The 18721-nt window shown below is 55.2% G+C and carries 14 protein-coding genes; 2 read left to right on the top strand and 12 right to left on the bottom strand.

Going from position 1 to position 18721, the window contains the following annotated elements; translation table 11 throughout:
- Positions 1-82: 82 nt before the first annotated feature.
- The 7 genes from B3K78_RS04685 to B3K78_RS04655 form a co-directional block, all read right to left on the bottom strand.
- Entirely contained in the window at positions 83-820 is a 738-nt protein-coding gene (locus B3K78_RS04685; RefSeq protein ID WP_286694507.1) for a fumarate/nitrate reduction transcriptional regulator Fnr, read from the bottom strand.
- A 141-nt stretch (positions 821-961) separates the two neighbouring features.
- On the bottom strand, positions 962-2353 hold the full coding sequence (hemN, locus tag B3K78_RS04680) for an oxygen-independent coproporphyrinogen III oxidase (protein WP_286694506.1): 1392 nt from the start codon (positions 2351-2353) through the stop codon (positions 962-964).
- A gap of 17 nt (positions 2354-2370) precedes the next feature.
- Positions 2371-2934: a hemerythrin domain-containing protein gene (locus tag B3K78_RS04675; protein WP_286694505.1), complete on the bottom strand. Its 564-nt coding sequence runs from the start codon at positions 2932-2934 to the stop codon at positions 2371-2373.
- Positions 2935-3092: 158 nt separating this feature from the next.
- A complete protein-coding gene (locus B3K78_RS04670) occupies positions 3093-3863 on the bottom strand; it encodes an acetoacetate decarboxylase family protein (RefSeq protein ID WP_027874681.1) in 771 nt (256 codons plus the stop codon).
- A 50-nt stretch (positions 3864-3913) separates the two neighbouring features.
- The gene (locus tag B3K78_RS04665; protein ID WP_204995277.1) at positions 3914-4888 is read right to left on the bottom strand and encodes a Rieske 2Fe-2S domain-containing protein; all 975 of its coding nucleotides are present in this window, start codon (positions 4886-4888) and stop codon (positions 3914-3916) included.
- 164 nt (positions 4889-5052) lie between these two features.
- Positions 5053-5655 (bottom strand): TetR/AcrR family transcriptional regulator, encoded by a 603-nt coding sequence (locus tag B3K78_RS04660; protein WP_286694504.1) that lies wholly within the window; start codon positions 5653-5655, stop codon positions 5053-5055.
- Positions 5656-5723: 68 nt separating this feature from the next.
- Positions 5724-6602 carry an SDR family NAD(P)-dependent oxidoreductase gene (locus B3K78_RS04655; RefSeq protein ID WP_286694503.1) on the bottom strand — a complete coding sequence of 293 codons (879 nt, stop codon included), beginning with the start codon at positions 6600-6602 and terminating at the stop codon, positions 5724-5726.
- A 154-nt stretch (positions 6603-6756) separates the two neighbouring features.
- On the opposite strand from B3K78_RS04655, the gene B3K78_RS04650 reads away from it, so the two are divergent.
- Both B3K78_RS04650 and nhaC read left to right on the top strand, forming a co-directional pair.
- Positions 6757-8004, top strand: a complete 1248-nt coding sequence (locus B3K78_RS04650) for a cytochrome P450 (protein ID WP_286694502.1) — start codon at positions 6757-6759, stop codon at positions 8002-8004.
- Positions 8005-8092: 88 nt separating this feature from the next.
- A complete protein-coding gene (nhaC, locus tag B3K78_RS04645; RefSeq protein ID WP_286694501.1) occupies positions 8093-9517 on the top strand; it encodes a Na+/H+ antiporter NhaC in 1425 nt (474 codons plus the stop codon).
- On the opposite strand, the gene B3K78_RS04640 is transcribed toward nhaC, so the two are convergent.
- The 5 genes from B3K78_RS04640 to B3K78_RS04620 form a co-directional block, all read right to left on the bottom strand.
- A complete protein-coding gene (locus B3K78_RS04640) occupies positions 9514-10287 on the bottom strand; it encodes a 4'-phosphopantetheinyl transferase family protein (protein WP_286694500.1) in 774 nt (257 codons plus the stop codon). The two genes, nhaC and B3K78_RS04640, sit on opposite strands and share 4 nt — an antisense overlap.
- Positions 10232-11545 (bottom strand): glycosyltransferase, encoded by a 1314-nt coding sequence (locus B3K78_RS04635; RefSeq protein ID WP_286694499.1) that lies wholly within the window; start codon positions 11543-11545, stop codon positions 10232-10234. The genes B3K78_RS04640 and B3K78_RS04635 overlap by 56 nt, the downstream gene beginning before the upstream one ends.
- 5 nt (positions 11546-11550) lie before the next feature.
- Entirely contained in the window at positions 11551-15606 is a 4056-nt protein-coding gene (locus B3K78_RS04630) for a non-ribosomal peptide synthetase (RefSeq protein WP_286694498.1), read from the bottom strand.
- 469 nt (positions 15607-16075) lie between these two features.
- Positions 16076-17071 carry a sulfotransferase gene (locus B3K78_RS04625; protein WP_286694497.1) on the bottom strand — a complete coding sequence of 332 codons (996 nt, stop codon included), beginning with the start codon at positions 17069-17071 and terminating at the stop codon, positions 16076-16078.
- 169 nt (positions 17072-17240) lie between these two features.
- Entirely contained in the window at positions 17241-18704 is a 1464-nt protein-coding gene (locus B3K78_RS04620; protein ID WP_286694496.1) for a M20 family peptidase, read from the bottom strand.
- Positions 18705-18721 lie beyond the last annotated feature (17 nt).

Genomic DNA, 18721 nt, shown 5'->3' with positions numbered 1-18721 from the left:
TTATTGAAAGTTTACCGCCCAACGGGCGGCTCCGGTTGATCTGAGTCAAGCCTGTGCCACTACGGCACAATGACAGCCACAATTACGGCTGAAGGTTTGCGGCTGCCTTAAGGCCTTCGACATCGAGATCGCTAATTTCCTTATTGTCGATTCGAATTAAGTCTTGTTTTGCAAAACGGCTGAGAACGCGGCTTACGGTCTCGACGGTGAGCCCCAGAAAGCTGGCGATGTCCGCACGCGACATCGGCAATCTAAAAGCGGATGCCGACAATTTACGGCGCGCCTGGCGAGCGGAGATGCTCACTAACAGCGATGCGACACGCTCGTCAGCCGTATTTTTACTGAGCAAGGTAATGTGTCGCTGATCATCAACGATCTCGCTACTCAACAGCTTGAAAAAGTGTCGTTGAAGATTGGGCAACTGGCCGCTGAGATCTTCGATCTGCGAAAAAGGGATTTCACAAATCGCCGACACCTCTAATGAAACAGCGGAACTCGCGTAGCGGTTTTGACCAATACCATCCAAGCCAACAACTTCACCCGGAAAATAAAAACCGGTGACCTGCTCCTCTCCAGCATCGGTAATGCTATACGTTTTTACAGCACCAGAGCGCACGGCAAATACAGACGTAAACGCATCACCTTCTCGGAAAATATGACGGCTCTTTGGCAGGGGGCGACCGCGCTGCACAATATTGTCCAGCTTTACAATTTCATCGCTTTCCAAAGCCAGCGGCAAGCAGATGCCACTCAGTCGACAATTGTTGCAGCTAACAGCAGGGTTGTGTGGGCAGGCTTTGGGGGCTTCCGCGCGTCGCATGTGGTCTCCTTACACATGTCGGGGGGGGGGGATTACTGCCGCCATTGAACGCCTTATCTCCGGGTGGGTCAAGTCTACTTTCGGCGTAGTCGCGATAAAGTTACTACACAATAAAATAGCGCGCCAAAAGCCTGTAAACCGCTACAAGGTTTTGGAATACGCTCCGCGGTGCAGAGACAAACTTTCATCAAATAGCATGCAAACATTTCGCAAAACCGCCCGCCCAGCTTCCGTTATTTTTATCCCCTCACCACTGAGTAACAACACACCTGAATTGTGAAATTCTTCTAGCGAAGGTAGGACGTCAGCAAATTTTTCTCTAAAGCTGACCTGATAACGACCGTGCAACTCCTTAAAGTCCAGCTTTAAGTTACAGGCCAACTGCATAATAACGTAGCGACGAAGCATATCTTCTGCTGAAAGCTCTAACCCGCGAGTCACCGGCAATCGTCCGGCTTCAATCTCGGCGTAGTAGGCTTCGAGATCCTTCTCATTCTGCGCATAGCAGCGTCCCAAAGAGCTTATCGCCGACACCCCCATTCCGAGTACATCGGGTGAATGGCAGGTCGAATAGCCCTGGAAATTTCGCTGCAGACGACCCTGCTGCTGATAAATGGCCAGCTCGTCATTGGGCTTAACAAAATGATCCATACCAATATGCAAATACCCCGCAGCTTGCAATCGCTGACTCGCCAGAGCAAAAATTTTCAGTTTCTCTTCGCTATCCGGCATTGGGTATCTATCCATCGACTTTTGCCATTTAAAACGCTGTGGCATATGGGCATAATGGTAGATGGCAATTCTATCTGGCGACATCGCAATTAACGCGTCCAGCGTCGCTTTAAAACTTTCCTCGGTCTGTAGTGGCAGGCCGTATATTAAATCTGCACTCACCGATCTAAATTTAAAACGCCGCGCCAATGACACCAGCTCGGCGATCATATCTTCACTCTGTACGCGATTAATGGCCTGCTGCACATCGGGGTTCGTATCTTGCACACCAAAGCTGACACGGTTAAAACCCAAGCCTTTAAGCAAGGCCAAATAATCCTCATCGACGCAACGCGGATCCAACTCGATGGAAAATTCCCGGTCGTCACTGTCATCGAGATTGAAGTGACTGGCAAGTTGATGCACGAGCTCGGTCATTTCCGCTTTGTCTAGGTAATTGGGTGTTCCACCCCCGAGGTGAAGCTGACTTACACGGCGGGACACACCCACATGCCGCGACAGGAGCTGTAGCTCTCTGTTTAAGTGGTCCAGATAACGACGACTTGCTCGCGGGTCTTTGGTAATAATTTTATTGCATGCACAGTAGTAGCAGAGGCTTCGACAAAACGGAATGTGCACATATAAGGACAGCGGCGATGGGCTATTTCTTGCATCGTCAAGAAAGCGCACATAATCGCGATCGGTAAACGCTTCGCTAAAGTTCAGTGCCGTAGGGTACGACGTGTAGCGCGGCCCCTGTACTGCATAGCGGCGCACCATATCAGTGGCGTTATCAAATTCTCTTGCGATCGCAGTCGGCATGTATATTCCCTTCAATACTACTGTTTGAATGCACCAGAGTAAGACGCGTGCTCAGGCTTAAATGTCGATAGATAATCATCTCGCTCGTGCTGACCAACCGGCCCGATGACGGCATCTATCTCGCACTCAATCGCCTGCCAATCAGCGTCGCCAAACAACTCTCCAGCCATCTGAAAGATGCCTCGCTCTTCATGAATGTGCGATATCTGACGACTGTGATAATGCTTACTTAAGCGAATAATTGCCGGCCGCACGGGCTTTTCACTCAGCCGTAATTCAGAAAATATCAACGACAGCTGATCACTCAGGGCCTCCAGCATGCCGTGGTCTCGCAACACATTTTCCACGGCGTAGTGATTCACTCCGGGCTTGGTGAGTAGCTGCCTGAAAATGATATCTTCAACAGGGTGGTGCCATACTTCGGGGTAGATCTGGATGTAATCCAGGCAACGCATCATTGCATCGACATCAGCCGGCGCATCATGTAAGCCAAAGTAGCTCTCAATCTGATGATTGAGGTCATACAGCATTCGCTGCATGCGCTGATGATCCGTTTCCAACTGCAAAAAAATGGGATGCATGGCCCGCTCCATATTATTTTAGCCAAGGCATCATAATATGCGGCAACACCATTCCCATTGACCTGAATCAACAGCAATGAGGGGGATCAGCTTATCGGCGCGACAAGCTCACAGAAAAGCGGAAAAAAGCCGGGCGGTGATACCCGGCGAGGGTGATTCTAGGACTGTTTGGGGCCACCATTTTCACCGGGCCAGCGAGAGCCACCGATGGTGTCGGCAAAGGGCATAAAGCCCTCGGGGTCCAGCGGGCCTTCGAGCGTGATGCGGCGGTCGAGGAAAATCGGCGTCCACAGCCATGCCTCTGCCTCCGTTCGCATAGGCAGTTTGCTGGCCAGAGGGTCCCAAGGGCTGTCATTTAGCGTGACCTGGCCCTGCAATTTCTCGATATGCGCCGTGCCGTATTTTGCGTAAACACGCACAACGTGAGGTGGGAAGTCCCAGCTGGGGTTTTCCATATCCACACCGCGCAGGTGCTTTATCCACCACTCATTCGTTTCGTGCTCCGGGGGAATCTCGCCCTCACCGGTCACCTGCCCCTTAAACTCCAGAAAGGTATATCCGCGGTGGCTCACCTTTGCTGATACATAGTCCATCAAGCGGAAGTACTGGGTCTCCCCATAATACTTCGGCTGCCCCCAGCGTTCGTGACTACCGTAAATTGCCGCTTCCTGATCGATGGCAATACCCAGAGTGTACTCACCTTCAATGCCATTGTAGTTAGCGTCAACATTCACCACGCAACCATACTCGGGCTCATTTAATACCGGGAAGTTATAAATGGTAATGGTCACGCCCGGTTCTTTACCTGGCTCAATACCGGGCGGTAAAAGTTTCGCTATCGCCTCAGCATCCGTTTTATAGCGAATTTTTAGCATCGGCCAGTTGAGAATATCGCCGGGCTTACCCATAGGGGCGTTGGAGTCAGTCATGGTAGTTATTCCTCGTTATTATGGTTTTGGGACGGGTTGAGCACCGCGATCTACGCCGCGTAAAATTGCTCAAACCACTTACGGTATTTTGCGATCGGGCCGTCGCCATCACACAGCGTGGGGTGCTCCAGATACACTTTGTTTTCCCAGATAGGGATATCCTGACCGACTTGGCGAACGATCTCGTCTCGGAAGGCATTGGCGTATAGGGTGTGCTCACCACTCTGCTGTTTAGGCATAGAGAAGTTAAAGCGCATGTGAATGTTCTGGTCGTCGATAGGTGTGATGGTTCCCATCATGACAATATCGAACATGCGAGAGAATTTTTGGTAAGTTTGTCCTGGACCAAATGAATAGGTTTCCAGACGCCCCTGGTCATAGTTCTCGCCACTCAGGTCTACATTACCCTCTTCATCGATGGCGTGCTGTAGGCTGTCCATCAGCGTGCTGCGTTTGTAACCGTCGATGGTGACGTGGCCATCCGGCATTTCCGGAGACTCATGAACGGTCACAAAATGCGCGATGTCCACAGCATTTTCACCGGTCTCCTGAATGATCGAGTTAATCTGCCAATCGAAGACATCCATCTCCGTCCACTCGTCGGAGTGCAACTCGGCGTGGCGCTCAACCTCCCACAGCGGCGCCACCCCTTGGGGGTGATACCAGGCCCAAATCATTTGATTCAGCTCCACCACAGGGTAGTTGCCAATTGCCTGCTTGCCATCGACTTTAGGCGGCATATTTTTCGCGTAGGGCACCTTGGTACAAAAGCCCTCGCCGTTAAATTCCCAGGCGTGGAAGGGACAAGCGATGCTCTCCCCCTTTACCTGACCACCGTGCCCCAGGTGGGCACCCAAGTGCGGGCAGTGGGCGTCTAGCAATACTGCCTCACCCGATTCCGTGCGAAACAGCACGAGGTCCCGGCCGAAATACTTCAGCGGCTTCACATCCTTAGGGGCGAGCTCTTTGCTGTACTCAATGGCAAACCAGCCGCATGGGATGGGCTTCTTATATCTATTATTCATTCTCCCTCCTGACCCTTCTCTCAAAAAGGTAACCGTGATGTAAAAAAAGTATACGGTTTCCCTATTTCGGTCAAGCGAGAGCAGCGGAGAAATGATTACTGATTGGTAAGGCGGGAAAAGAAAAGTGCTGACATCGGTCTACCGATGCCAGCACAGCGGCGCTTTCAGGCAAGCATGCTGCTTTTTATAAAGGCGAGTAATTGACGATAACGGGTTTCTGAATCGTAACTTTCATCGTGCACCCAGTTCAGTGTGATGGCATTGAACATGCCCACGGTCATTTCCGCACAGAAAGCCGGACTCAGCTCCGGCTTTAAGGCCTGGCGATTGTGCTCATACAAACGCAGGAAGCTACTGTTAATAAAGGCCAACTGCCCCGCGCCCTGGCTAATATTCGCCGACATTGCGCCGACTGAATAGGCGATCAGCTCGCGTTCGATACCGCCCGCCAACTGCTCGCGATTGATAAACACCTCAATGATGTGACCGAGCTGTTGCTCAAAAGATTTACCGCTAGCCAGCACATCGTCAATCAATTGATCGGTGCGTTGCAGCAACTCCTCCTGACACAGCTCCACCATTAAGTCGTGTTTGGTCGCGTAGTAGTTGTAAAAGGTTTTCTTGGCGATATCCACGCAATCACAGATCGCATCGATGGTCAGCCCGTCTACCCCATGGCGGCCGATCAAGCGCAATGTCTCTTTACGAATGGTCTCGCGCACGGCCTTTTTTTTGCGCTCTCGCCGACCAAGCTGACTCGCTGGCACCGATGATTCTCCCATCTCTGTCAAAGCGTCGAATGGTAGCGTAAGCCGGTCCGTCAAGCGAATGCCTCCTACAGTACGTTTGGCGGCGTTGGCGTTACGCCATTGAGAATGCCCTGGGTGCGCTCAATAAAGGCGGCCCGGGACTTCTCCGACATTGGGGTAATCCAAAACTTGTCTTCGCGCAGCCCGTTGAGCGCAAACGCAGCAACTTCTTCCGGCTCGGTGGTTTTCAACTCCATATCGTATTGCGCCATGATCGCCTTCATATCATCGACCGAGTGGATACCTGAATCGGGCTTATTCGGGTCGACGGGCAAATCCTCAGGCCGATTGCGCTCAGAGTTAAAGATGCCGGTATTCACCACATGTGGGCCGGGAAACAGGGCATTGACCTTCACCGGCGATTGCTGGGCCTGCAACTGAAAATGCAGGTTTTCCGTAATCGCCTGCGCCGCCGCCTTGGTCGCGGTGTAGATCGGCGTATCCGGTAACATTAAGAACGCGCCATTCCCCGAGCCAGTCACCACAAAGTGCGCCTCTTCGCCCTGCTCCACCAAGCGGGGGACAAAGGCGTTAATGGTGTTAATCAAGCCCCAGGTATTTACCCGGAAGCCCCACTCCCAATCATTGGCGCTGTACTCCCACATGTTGCCGCCTTCGCCCGTCCCGACACCGGCGTTGGCAAAAACGAGGTGCACCCCGGAAAAGTGGGTAAACGCCGCCTCGGCAAGAGCAGCCATCGACTCTGGCTGCGTAACATCAGCGCGTTGCGCCAAACACTGGGCTCCGCGCTCCTCTAATTCCGATTTGCAGCGCTGCAAGGCATTTTCTTCGATGTCGGCAATCACCAACTTGGCTCCCTCATCGGCAAGCGCGAGCGCCAATGCGCGCCCCACACCACTGGCCCCGCCGGTGATTACCGCTACCTTGTCTGTAAAGTTTTGCATTCCCACTCCTTATTGTTATCGCCGCGACGCGCGGTAAATTAAAAATAATGTCACTTGAGAATAAAAATACACGGTAGTATATTTTTTCGCAAACACCGATATTTTTGCGAGCCGTTGCGGCGGTGCAAAACAATAAAGATAAGGAGTGTACGCAATGCAAACCACAGAACAGCGCGAGCTGCCCCCGATCGAATCTGTCTTCAATCCCAATTCCATGGAATATGCCTTGGACCCCGGCCCCCAGTGCAAGGCACTTTCCGAGCGCGGTCGCTTGGTGTGGTATGCCCCCTGGATGTGCTGGATTATGACCCGCATGCCCGACATTATGGATTGCTGGAAGAATGAGTACCTGAGCTCAGACTTTTACGACTGGGAGTTTGCGCCGCCACGGCCACTGGAAGAAAACTGGAATAACTTCGAGCGCGCCCTGGTGGGCCACAGCCTGCTGGCTGACCCGGACCACCACCGCCTTATTCGCAAAATCACTTCCCCGGCGTTTTCTCGCAATGTTGTTGATAACATCAACCGACGCATCGAGCCCGATATCGTCCGCCTTTTCGAGGGCTTAAAAGACGCCGATGAATTCGACTACATTGAAGATGTCGCGCGGCACATCCCCTTTATCTCCATCACTCGCATGGTGGGTATTCCAGAAAAATACTGGCCCCAGATCAAGCAAACGGTGCTGACCTTTACCGAAACCTGGAACCCGACTATCTCCGATGAGCGCCGGGAAAAAGCCCAGCAAGACAGCAACCTGGCCATCGATATCTTGCTGGAAGTCATCGCCGAGCGCCGCCTGTCACCCGTAGGTGAAGAGGACTTCCTCAGCGCGCTGCTGCAAGTGGAAGCGGAAAACGACGACTTCGACGAGTGGGATATCGTTACCCTGATCCTGGCATTGATTGGCGCTGGCGCCGACACTACGTTGATGGCGCAGCAGTGGTCGGCCTATGCCTTTCTGAAGAACCCAGATCAGATCCCCCTGGCATTGGAGTCTACCGCCACCTTCTCTAACGCCTTTAGCGAAATTATGCGCTGGGCAGGCAACTCGAAAATGGGCTTTGCCCGCTACGTTCCGGAAGACCGTGAACTGCTTGGACAACAGGTGAAAAAAGGGCAAATGGTGTTAATGATGCCCCACCTAAAAGATCACGACCCCGATTTTTTCGACGACCCCTATCGCCTGGATGTACGCCGCGAGTTCAATCCAGACGTACTCTTTGGTTATGGCCCTCGCTATTGCATCGGTGCCGCGCTGGCAAAACATCAGCTGTACTTGAGTATGCGCGAGTTTTTCCGTCAGTTCCCCAATGCCACACTGGCAGAGGAGCCCGAGCGCGACCTAGAGGACCACAACTCCATTAGCTTTAAATCCCTGCGGGTAAAAACCAACCGCTAAGCCTCTGCGGTGGCGCCAAAGTGGCGCCACCGCAACGCGCCCGCTATTCTGGCCACTACAAACAACAAGCAGCAATGTGTGGTAGCCAATGACCCCAGCCCGCTCTCATCATGTCGGCATAGCACTCCTCCCGCTATGCTTGGTAATCGGCCTGCTCGGTCTCAATGTCTATCTCTACGGCGATGCCGGTATAGAAGGCCCCAACCAGCTGGCACTGCTGCTCGGGGGCGGCGTCGCCGCTGTTATCGGCCTGCACCGCGGCCGTTCCTGGCAAGCCCTTCAAGACGGCATGCTGAAAGTGATCGGCGTTGCGATCATCCCCATCTTAATGCTGTTTATGATTGGCGCGCTATCCAGCACGTGGACGGTCGCCGGTATTGTACCGACGCTTATCTACTATGGGTTGCAACTGGCCGACCCCAGTTGGTTTTATGCTGCCGCGGCAATTGTCTGCGCCATTGTGTCAACGGCCATTGGCAGTTCCTGGACCACGGCGGCCACCATCGGCATTGCCATGATGGCAACCGGGGTGGGACTCGGCATGAGTGAAACCATCACCGCAGGCGCCGTCATCTCTGGCGCCTATTTTGGCGACAAGCTCTCTCCCCTTTCCGATACCACCAACCTGGCCGCAGGTGTGTGCAATGTCGAGCTGTTCAGTCACGTGCGCTACCTTGCGCTCACCACACTGCCCTCGTTTGCCATTGCCCTGCTCATTTTTGTTGGGCTGGGTATACACCACAGCAGTGGAAGGGAGGTTGCCGAAACGCAAGCGATTCTGAATGCCTTGAACACCAGCATGACCCTGTCGGGCTGGCTATTGCTTGCGCCACTGCTCGTCGTTGTCATGATCGTAAAACGCGTTCCGGCGCTGCCCGTGATGTTTATTGCAACGCTCATCGGCACAGTGATCTCCGCCTATGTGCAGCCGGAATTGGTCTATCAAATTGGTGGCGAGCGTTCGGCAAGCGGGCTGTACAAGGGGCTGGTGCAAACCATTGTAGGTAGTAGCGAGATCATCACCGGTCACAGCTTTAGCGATACCTTGCTGGCCAGCAGCGGCATGGCAGGCATGCTCAATACAATATGGCTTATTTTAAGCGCTGTGGTTTTCGGTGGCATGATGGAAGCCTCGGGCTTGCTCGGCGACATTACAAACGGACTAAAAAGACTGGCGCGCAGCCGGACGTCGCTCGTGGCAACCACGGCTGGCAGCTGTGGGGTGCTCAATCTCACGGCGGCCGAGCAGTATTTGACCATTCTTATTGGCGGGCGAATGTATGGCGACATGTACGCCCAGCAGGGGCTGAGTCAGCGCAACCTCAGCCGCACGCTGGAAGACGCCGGAACCGCCACCTCAGTACTGGTTCCCTGGAACACCTGCGGCGCATTTCATGCCACCGCCCTCGGCGTTGCAACGCTCAGCTACCTGCCCTTCTGCTTTTTTAATTTGATCAGCCCCTTTATGTCGATGCTGTATATGCGCTTCAACATTGCCATAGAAGAGACTTAGTCGCAGCGCGTATAACTTAGGCAGCGCTCTCCCAGCCACTGCCAATACACGGTAAATATACAGCCCCTTGGCAAGGCCAACCCCAGCGCGGAGCGCGGCTTGAACTGGAGCGTGCGCCGCTCCGGATCGACTGCGATAACACGCACTTCGGAAAAGTCGATGTAGCGCTGCAAGCGAGGGAACAGCGCTTTGTACAAGCTCTCTTTGGCAGAAAACAGCAGCGTTAACGCGCGATCGCGAGGCAACATAGAGAGCCGCTGCCATTCCTTGTCATCACCCACCAAGCGCCACAATTCGTCAATAGCATCGCTGGCGACTAATGGCTCAATATCGATCCCCAAATGCCCTCCACGTCCGACCACGCACAGCGCGCTGTCGTCGCAGTGGCTGATGGAGCCGGTAATCCCCTGCGGCCATATGACCTCGCCGGTATCTCGCCTTGCCGGGCTGTGATTCTCTACGTTTTCTATGCCCAGCGCATAACAAGCAGCATAACGACCGGCAAGGAATTGCGCCTGGCGCGCGGCGGACACCCGCGCCAAAGAGGCTGGCAAAGCAATGCCCCAAGACGCCAACAGGTCCGGGGTATAACGGCTTTGTTTAAAATGACAATGCACCGCGTTAACTGCCAATTCGGGCATTGGCAGCAGCGAAACCTGCTCGATAAATCCACCTTCGGGCAGGGGTGATGACAAGCTCAGCGTGTCCGCGCCACTATTGCGCAAGGCTGGGCTCGGCAAGGTCGCGATCAACAGCGGGGCTTGGCTCACTGACGGGGGTCAGGTAGCCCCATTTGGACAACTGCGCGATGGCCGCCGCCACGCCATCCTCGGCGCGAATTTGCGCGCCCACCGTGGCTGCGTGCTGACGCAGCGCCGCGTCGGTTGCCGACTCAATGGCCTGCTCAACATCCGCGACATTCAAGCTCTTGCGATCCAGTGAACAGGTGGCTACCCCAAGTTGCTGCAAGCGCCACGACCAAAATGGCTGATCGCCAAAAAACGGCATAATTATCGACGGAATCCCCGCCCTTGCCGCTGCCGCCGTCGTACCCGCCCCGCCGTGGTGAATGGCCGCCGCCACTCGCGGAAACAGCCAGTCGTGCGGCGCCGATGTCAGGCAGTACACATTGTCGTCGTCGACATCTGCCAAGCCTCCCCAACCGGTGGCAAAAATGGCGCGGCGGCCACTATTTCGCAACGCCTGTAAAAACACCTCACTGAGCGCCGCACTGTCATCACCGAGCATACTGCCAAAGCCGACATAAATGGGTTTGTCCCCGGCGGCTAAAAAGGCTTCCAGTGATTCCGGCGCCTGCCACGTCTGAGCTTCGTCGAGAAACCAATTACCCGCTACCCGCACCGACTCCGGCCAATAACGCGATGGCGGAATAATGCTCGGGCTAAACCCATACAACACATGGTGAGTCCGACGCCGCCGGTAAAACGGCCCATACCAGGGTAGCGGCGCCAAATCGAGTTTTTGACGAACCTGACGGTAGGCCGGGCTGAGCATCTGCCAGGTCAGCACGCGACAGGCGTGATACAAGCCTTGGTTTACCATACCGGGGCGCGGGCGGCGCGGCGGTGGCAACATCATCGGCGGAATATCAGGACACGGTGTCACCGGTTGCAAGTGGGTCTCGACCACCGGAATGTCATAGCGCTCGCCAATGGCGGTGGCCAGCGAGGCCACCATGCCACAGCCCAACAATAAGTCAGCCCCGTTCGCCGCCTGCGTGGCCTGTGTGACCCAGTCTGCAGACATTGCCAACAATTCCCGCCGCGCGGTGCGCAGAAGCGCAACGGGGTTCAGGCCGCGCTGAAGTACTTCCGGGTCCTTGGCCATCAACTCCAAAAAGTCGGCGGTCAGCGGCGCGTAATCGAGGCCATGACGACGCACCAACTGTTCACAGCTGTCGCCTGTGACAATGGATACTTGATGCCCCTGCGCCTGCAAACCCAAGCCTAGCGCGACAAAAGGGCGGACATCTCCCTGGGTGCCGATGGAGAAGATCGCGATTTTCATGCTTATCAACCTGCCAGCGCGCGCGCAACGAAGGGTCCGATTACTGCCAGCGGTTCCGCGTCCAGCATTTGCTGGTGATGGCATTCCACCGGATAAATATTGAGACCCGCGACGGCGTCCTGCCAGGCATCGGGGCGGTGGTGCAGCTCCTGTGACGTGGCCGTTTGCACCGCTTGGAAAAAGTGCAACTCCACATCTACAGGCCGCGGCTGGAAGTTCTGCAGCAGCTGCAGGTTATTGCTAATCACCGCACTGACATCGTCAATTAAGGCGCTTTGTTTACCCTGCAACTGTTTGACAAATTCCAAGTTAAGCACGTCGTATTCCCGGCACAGGAGTTCACTCAGCTCCTCCATGGTATCGGGCAGCTCGCCCTCTACCGCGATGTCGAGAAATTCCAAGATGCTGCGCACCTGACCGGCCTTGTCGTCACGCTGCTGCGACACGAAGGGGTAGGAATCCAAAGCACCAAGGAAGCTCACTGACTCGTCCAGCTCACGCAGCTGACGCGCCATTTCCTGAGCGATAACGCCGCCCATCGACCAGCCCAATATACGGTAGGGGCCCTGTGGCTGGCGGTCCCGCATCAATGCAATATAGTCTGCGGCAATTTCCTCGATGCTCGCAGGAAGCTCCTGCCCGCCAGAGAGGCCACGCGACTGAATGCCAAACAAGGCCGTTCCGTCAGGCAGGTATTGATTTAGCCCCGCAAAGCCCCAGCTCAAGCCGAGTACTGGGTGAATACAAAATAGCGCGTCACCCTCGCCACGCGCGGCTAAAGGATTGAGGGCTTGCACGCCTGCCAGGGGATCTATTTGATCACCGCGCTCCAGCTGCTCCGCCAATTCAGCGATCGTCGTCGCCTCAAAGATGGCCGCGAGGGGTACGTCTTTACCCACGACATCACGCAGACGCGATACCATGCGCGCCGCGGTAATCGAGTCAGCGCCGAGGTCGAAAAAGCTATCATGGATACCGATACGCGGCAGTTTGAAGATCTCACACCACAGCTTTGCCAGCTGCGTTTCCAACGCGTTACGCGGCGCCGTGTATTCGCTAACAAGTTGCCACTGAGGCTCCGGCAAGGCTTTGCGGTCCAGCTTGCCATTCACATTCAGCGGAAAATCATCCAGCACCTGATAGTGAGAGGGCAGCATGTATTCCGGGAGACTGCGCTCGATCTGCTGGCGCAATGTGGCGGCCTCCAACGCGGTGTGCTGGGCATCGAAGCCCTCCTCACTGAGCAGGAACGCCACCAGCTTTGGTACGCCAGCGGGGTCGTTACGCAGCACCACTGCCGCACGACGCACACCCTGACAGCGGATCAACTGCGATTCAATTTCTTCAGTCTCTACACGAAAGCCGCGAATTTTAATCTGGAAGTCGTTGCGCCCCAGGTATTCCAGTGCACCGTCATCGCGCCAGCGCGCAAGGTCACCGGTTTTATACAACAAGCCCTCACCGTGGGGATTGGCAATAAAACGTTCGGCGGTTAAGTCGGGACGTTTGTGGTACCCCAGCGCGAGGCCCTCGCCGCCAATATACAATTCACCGGCAGCGCCATTTGGCAACAACTGAAGATCGTCGCCCAGCACATAGACCTGCGTATTCCAGATTGGACGGCCAATGGCCGGCGTACCGCCCTCCAGCTTGTCCAGGGTCATCATCGTGGACCAAATCGTTGTCTCTGTCGGGCCGTATAAGTTGATAATCGGCGCTCCCAGCTTACGCATTTTGCGCGCCAGCTCCATCGGCAGCGCCTCACCGCCCACCAGCGGTTGAACACCCGTAAAGGCCTCGGCATTATCTTCAAGCAGCGCCTGCCAGTGCGAAGGCGTCGCTTGAATATGCGTGATCGCCTGCTCATTCACCAGCGCGGCCAGCGCCGCCGGGTCTCTGGCGATGTCGCGGGTAGCGACATGGACTTGAGCACCGGCAAGCAGTGGCAAAAACATCTCTAGCACAGCAATATCAAACGACACGGTCGTTAGCGCCAACATCCGCTGCTCGGGCTGAAGTGCCAAGGCATCCTGCATGGCCAGCAAAAAATTCATCAAGCTGCGATGGCCAATCACCACGCCCTTGGGGCGCCCCGTCGAACCGGAGGTGTAAATGATGTACGCCGGACTGTTTGCGCCAATATCGGCAAGGGGCACATCGTCGCCGGAAAAGGCGTTTAAGTTGAGCTCTTCCCACAGCAGCGTTTGTATTTCACAGTCAGGCAACTTTTCGGCGGTCTCAACGCTGCTGAGCAGCAAGCTGGGCTTGGCGTCGTCCAATATCATGGCCAGGCGCTCAGCGGGGGTTTCCGGGTCCAGCGGTAAATACGCCGCTCCGCATTTCATAATCGCCAACAGCGTCATCGGCATTGCCGCGGTGCGCGGCAGGGACACGGCCACCAACTTACCCGGCCCCACGCCCAATACATTCAATGCCCGGGCCAATTGATTGACCTGTTGCCCGAACGCTGAATAACTCAGCGTTTGCCCGGCGTCAGATACCGCGGCGTGGCTTGGGAAAGCGGCGACACTTTTGTCAAACAACGCTGGCAAGTGGCTGTCCGGCAACGGCTGCTTGGTATCGTTCCAGGCCTGCAGCTGCAGGTGCCGCTCCTGCTCGGAGAGCAGGTCAAAGTCACCGATCGCGCCCTCAGGGGCGGCAATCATCGCTTCGATTAATCGCGCCAATCGATCGCGGTGCTCATCGAGCTCTCGCTGACTGTAGAGCGCGGGGTTAGCGTCAATCACCACATTCATGCCCTGCTTGGCACCGCGATCAAACACAAACACTGTCATGTCTTCTACGGTGCCATTCGACAGGTTGTGTGCACTGCACTCGTGGCCACCGAAGCCCAGGTCGTAATCAAAGGGTTCAATATTCACCCCCATCCAGGAGATCTGCTGCCCCTGTGCAAGCAGGCCGAGATCACGCCGCAGCTCCTCATAGCGATACTGTTGGTGGCGAAGCGCATTCCTTACGGTTTTCGCTGTTTGCCCAAGCAGGTCGACAAGGCTCGCATCGTCGGCCATCGCCAGGCGAATCGCCACGGCGTTAGCCATCATTGCCGGAATGCTGCGCAGCGTACGGTTTGCTCGTGCCGTAACCGGCATACCGAAGACCAAGTCCTGCTGCCCCGTCATGCGGTAGGTGTAAACCGCGAGCATGGCAATTAATAACTGCGGTACTGAGCCGCCATATTGCTGGGCGATGTCGCGAATTTTCGCAGAGTGCTCTAGCGACAGGGTAATACCACTGCGCCGCAGGCCACCACTGCGCTGGGCATTGCGACGCGACAGCGAAATTGCATCGGGCAGGCCACTCAGTTGTTGCTTCCAGTAGTCTCGGTCACGCTCAAAACGTGCAGATTCGCGATAGAGCTTTTCCTGCTCCAACTGGGTTACCAAGGGTAAAAATGGCGACTCACCTGGCTCCTCGCCACTGAGCAGCGCATTATAAATTTCCGCCATCCGGCGCGCGATCAGACCGCCACCAAAACCGTCAATGGTGATGTGGTGGCAGCGGTGGTACCAAAAAAACCGTTCATCCTCGACCTTGATTAGCGCGCTGAACCACAGTGCATCGTCTGCGAGGTCTGCGGGGCGGCGCAACTCATCGTTCATCCACCGCAATGCACGCTGCTCGGCGTCGGCATGGCTACTGAAGTCGACAACCGGCAACTCTCCCATATAGGCCTCTGCCACCAATTGGCGAGGTCCATCGGCGGTTTCAATAATCTGTACTCGCGTTGACTCCGCCTCTTGGGTCAAGATGGAAGTCGCCCGGAGAAATACCGCGGCATCAATATGGCCGCGGATATCGACATACTCGGCAAGTTTATATACCGCATCGGCGGGGCCGATCTTTTCGCCCATCCACATACCGCGCTGCGCTGTTGCAATTGGCAACAGTTGGGGAACCTGCGTCAGAGGCCTGACGGGTGAGGCTGGCAACTCAAGTGCGCCGCCTGTGGCAACTTTACCCCGGCTTATATGCAGCTCGGCTTCAAGGTCCTTTCTCAGGTACGGGTCTCGCGAATTTTGCGAGCGGGGTAACTTTTCCATCTTCTTCGTCTCTCTGGCTAGGTATCGCACTAAACAGGAAACCTACCGACGAATCGGAAGCAGCCCCTGCTTAATTTTTTCATTTTTATTTCGGCTGTTAAGCAGCCGCATTTTTATATGTGTAAATCGCTAAGACACACAGAGATGATAAGGACATCACTAAACGACCAGCGTGACTTAAGTCACACCTAAGAACATGGGGATAAGAATTTTTACTTATATTTCAATACCTTGCAGCACACTGAGACACGAGTGTGACATAGTCAATTCGCACCTAATGTGTAATAGTGTTTTTTTGAGCAATAAAACACTTGCCATACAGTCGCTTACAAATAGCTATAGGGGTTTATGCGTATATGAGTAAATAACGCCCTGCCGATGGCGCATATTTTTTGTCAATGAGGGGAAATATCTGCGGGAGAATAAGGCCTGTTTCCAGGCCTTGAGGGAATGACGGGGGCACCCCTTATCAAGCGGCGCCCAGTTCTCGCTCCACTAACCTATCCAGGTGCTCGGCGTAATCGCGCAAAACCGGATTAACGGGCCGCCCGGCAGTGACCGCTCGCATACTTTCAGCGCTGGCGCTGCGCGACACGGCCAGTAACGGCGCTAGACTCGCCATCACGGCGTCGGGGCTCTCTCGCAACGCGGAATAATCCACCTCGACCGTCTGGTCGCTCGGCATTGCCGCCAACTCGCGGCGGTAGGCCGCCACTTGCTTGGCCACCGTTCGCGCCAGCAGCGGCCTTGCCAGGCGGGCAATGGCACGGCGGCCAATCAGCTTGCGTAGTCCCCGCAGTCCGAGCCATACGATATAACCGGCGCGATAACTTCGGCGCCCGTCACCACGGTCCAACAGCATTTCAAGATAGTGTTGAGGCCCCTCTAAATAGGAAAGCAGCGCGTTTAGCATGCTATTGAGCACCGCGATAGGCTCACGGCTGATGTAAATAAACCTCGCCTCGGGGAATCGCTCCGCCATCCAGCGCGCATTGCCGGTGTCCCAGGGGTTCTTAAGCAAGACCGCCTCACTACCGGCATGCACGGTCAACAGCTTTCGGCACATTTCCTCAAAAAACGCGGCGCTGTGCTCGTTGAGCTGAAAACTGCCGAAGCGGCGTCTGAGCAGGTAGCCGTACTCTTCAACTTCCTCGGCGGAAACGGGCACCGAGTCGATATTGCGGTCTTTAATCCCCAGCGCGGCGAAGCAGGCATTCAAGCGCTGTGCATCTTGTTTCGCACCGCCCTGCTGATGGTTGCGAAGCAGACGGTCATAGTAAAAAAAATCGTAAAGGGTTAACTGTGCCAGAGGAAAGGCCCTCGCCACACTGTCGTAGAGAAAGGTAGTGCCGGAACGGTGCAAGCCCATAATAAAAATGGGCTTCACCTTTTGCTCAGCAAGATCAGCTTTCAGTGGTGCATCTTCATCGCGCACTGGGAAATGGGGGTCAACGGGATAACGCATGTGGAGTCTCTCGGGCTATTAAACAGCGCTGTTTCACGCTTTGGGCGGCAATGTATAAGAATAGCGGTAAGAAAATCCAAGAACGGATAGACGTTTTTGGGCGCCAACAACAAAAAGCGGGCTTTTTTTACCCGCTATAACACACAGCAATAGTGGCGAGAAGCAGCTCCTATAATTCAGCGCTGCGGCGAAGAAGGTGATAGTAAATACGCACCGCCTCAACATAACTGGCAATAGAGACGCGCTCATCGGTACCGTGAATACCCTTCATTTCTTTCGGGCCAACCTCTACCCCGATAAAACGATAACTGTTTTCCGACACCTCCTCGAAATGTCGGGCATCAGTCGCCGCCACCACTAATCGCGGTGCGACTAAGGTGCCTGGGCTCACTTGTCGGACGAGATCGGCAAGCACGTTGAAGCCTGCCGAGTCGGGCGAGGCCACCGCAGAGGGATTGTTCCCGAAGCCGCCGTAGGTCTCAATGCGAATGCGAGGATCATCAATGATCTCCGCCACCTTCTGCTGCACACCGTCAATCGTATCGCCCGGTAGAATGCGGAAGTTCACCACGGCATAGGCAATAATCGGCAGAACATTGTCCCGCACACTGCCCTGCAACATGGTAACGGCCGTTGTTGTGCGCATCCCGGCGTTGATCGGCGCTTGACTGCTCAGTACTTTTTCCAGAAGCGGCTCAAACAACCAGTTATTCGCAAACAGCAAGCGTTGGTAAAAAGGTACGCTGTCACCCAAATAACGAATAAAGTCCACCGTATATTGCATATCAGCAGGTAGCGGATTGGCTTCAAGGCGCGCCACTGCCGCCGCAACAACGCCTGCCGCACTTTGCTGCGGCGGCATAGAGGAGTGGCCACCGCCACCGTCGGCACTGAGCTTCAAACTGACATAGCCCTTTTCCGCCGGGCCGATCAATGCGACGCGCTCCGCGACACCGGGTAGCATGTCCTTGGCGATCACCCCGCCTTCATCTAATAAGAAGGCCAGCGACTCGCCGCGCTCCGCCAATAGTGTCGCCATGGCCTGCGCGCCCTTACCGCCCACCTCTTCGTCGTGACCAAACCCTAAATAGACCGTGCGCGGCGGAACAAAACCCTCTTCAAGCAAACGCTCGGTGGCTTCTAAAATACCGATGACACTGGCTTTATCATCGATTGCTCCCCGGCCCCAAATGTAACCATCGGCGATGGTTCCCGCGAAGGGAGGATAGCTCCACTGATCTTCAGTACCCGGTATCACGGGTACCACGTCTTGGTGGGCGATCAGCATAATGGGCTTTAAAGCTTCACTGCTGCCCGACCAGCGAAACAGCAAGGTACCGCCCGGCAGGCGCTGGTGGGGAATTTGTGCAAACACCCTGGGGAAACGCTGTTTTAAATACGCCTGAAAGTCTTCAAATGCCTGCTGGTCTACGGCATCAGCATCGATATTCGAAATGGTGGGAAAACGCAGCGCTCCGGCAAGCCCCGCCGCCAACTCCGCCTCTGACCAATCAACGTCAGCCAAGGTTTCGCTCGCCTCAAATTGAGGTGGCGCGAATTGCAGTGTGCGAATTACCAGTACCGCGGTCAGTAGCAGCACTGCACCAAGCAACATGCCAAATATACGCTTCATAGTCCCTCGTCCATTTC

Source organism: Spongiibacter sp. UBA1325, from assembly GCF_002306875.1.
Classification (GTDB): domain Bacteria; phylum Pseudomonadota; class Gammaproteobacteria; order Pseudomonadales; family Spongiibacteraceae; genus Spongiibacter; species Spongiibacter marinus.
Note: the sequence above shows the minus strand (reverse complement) of the source record. Positions and strands in the feature narration are given on the sequence as shown.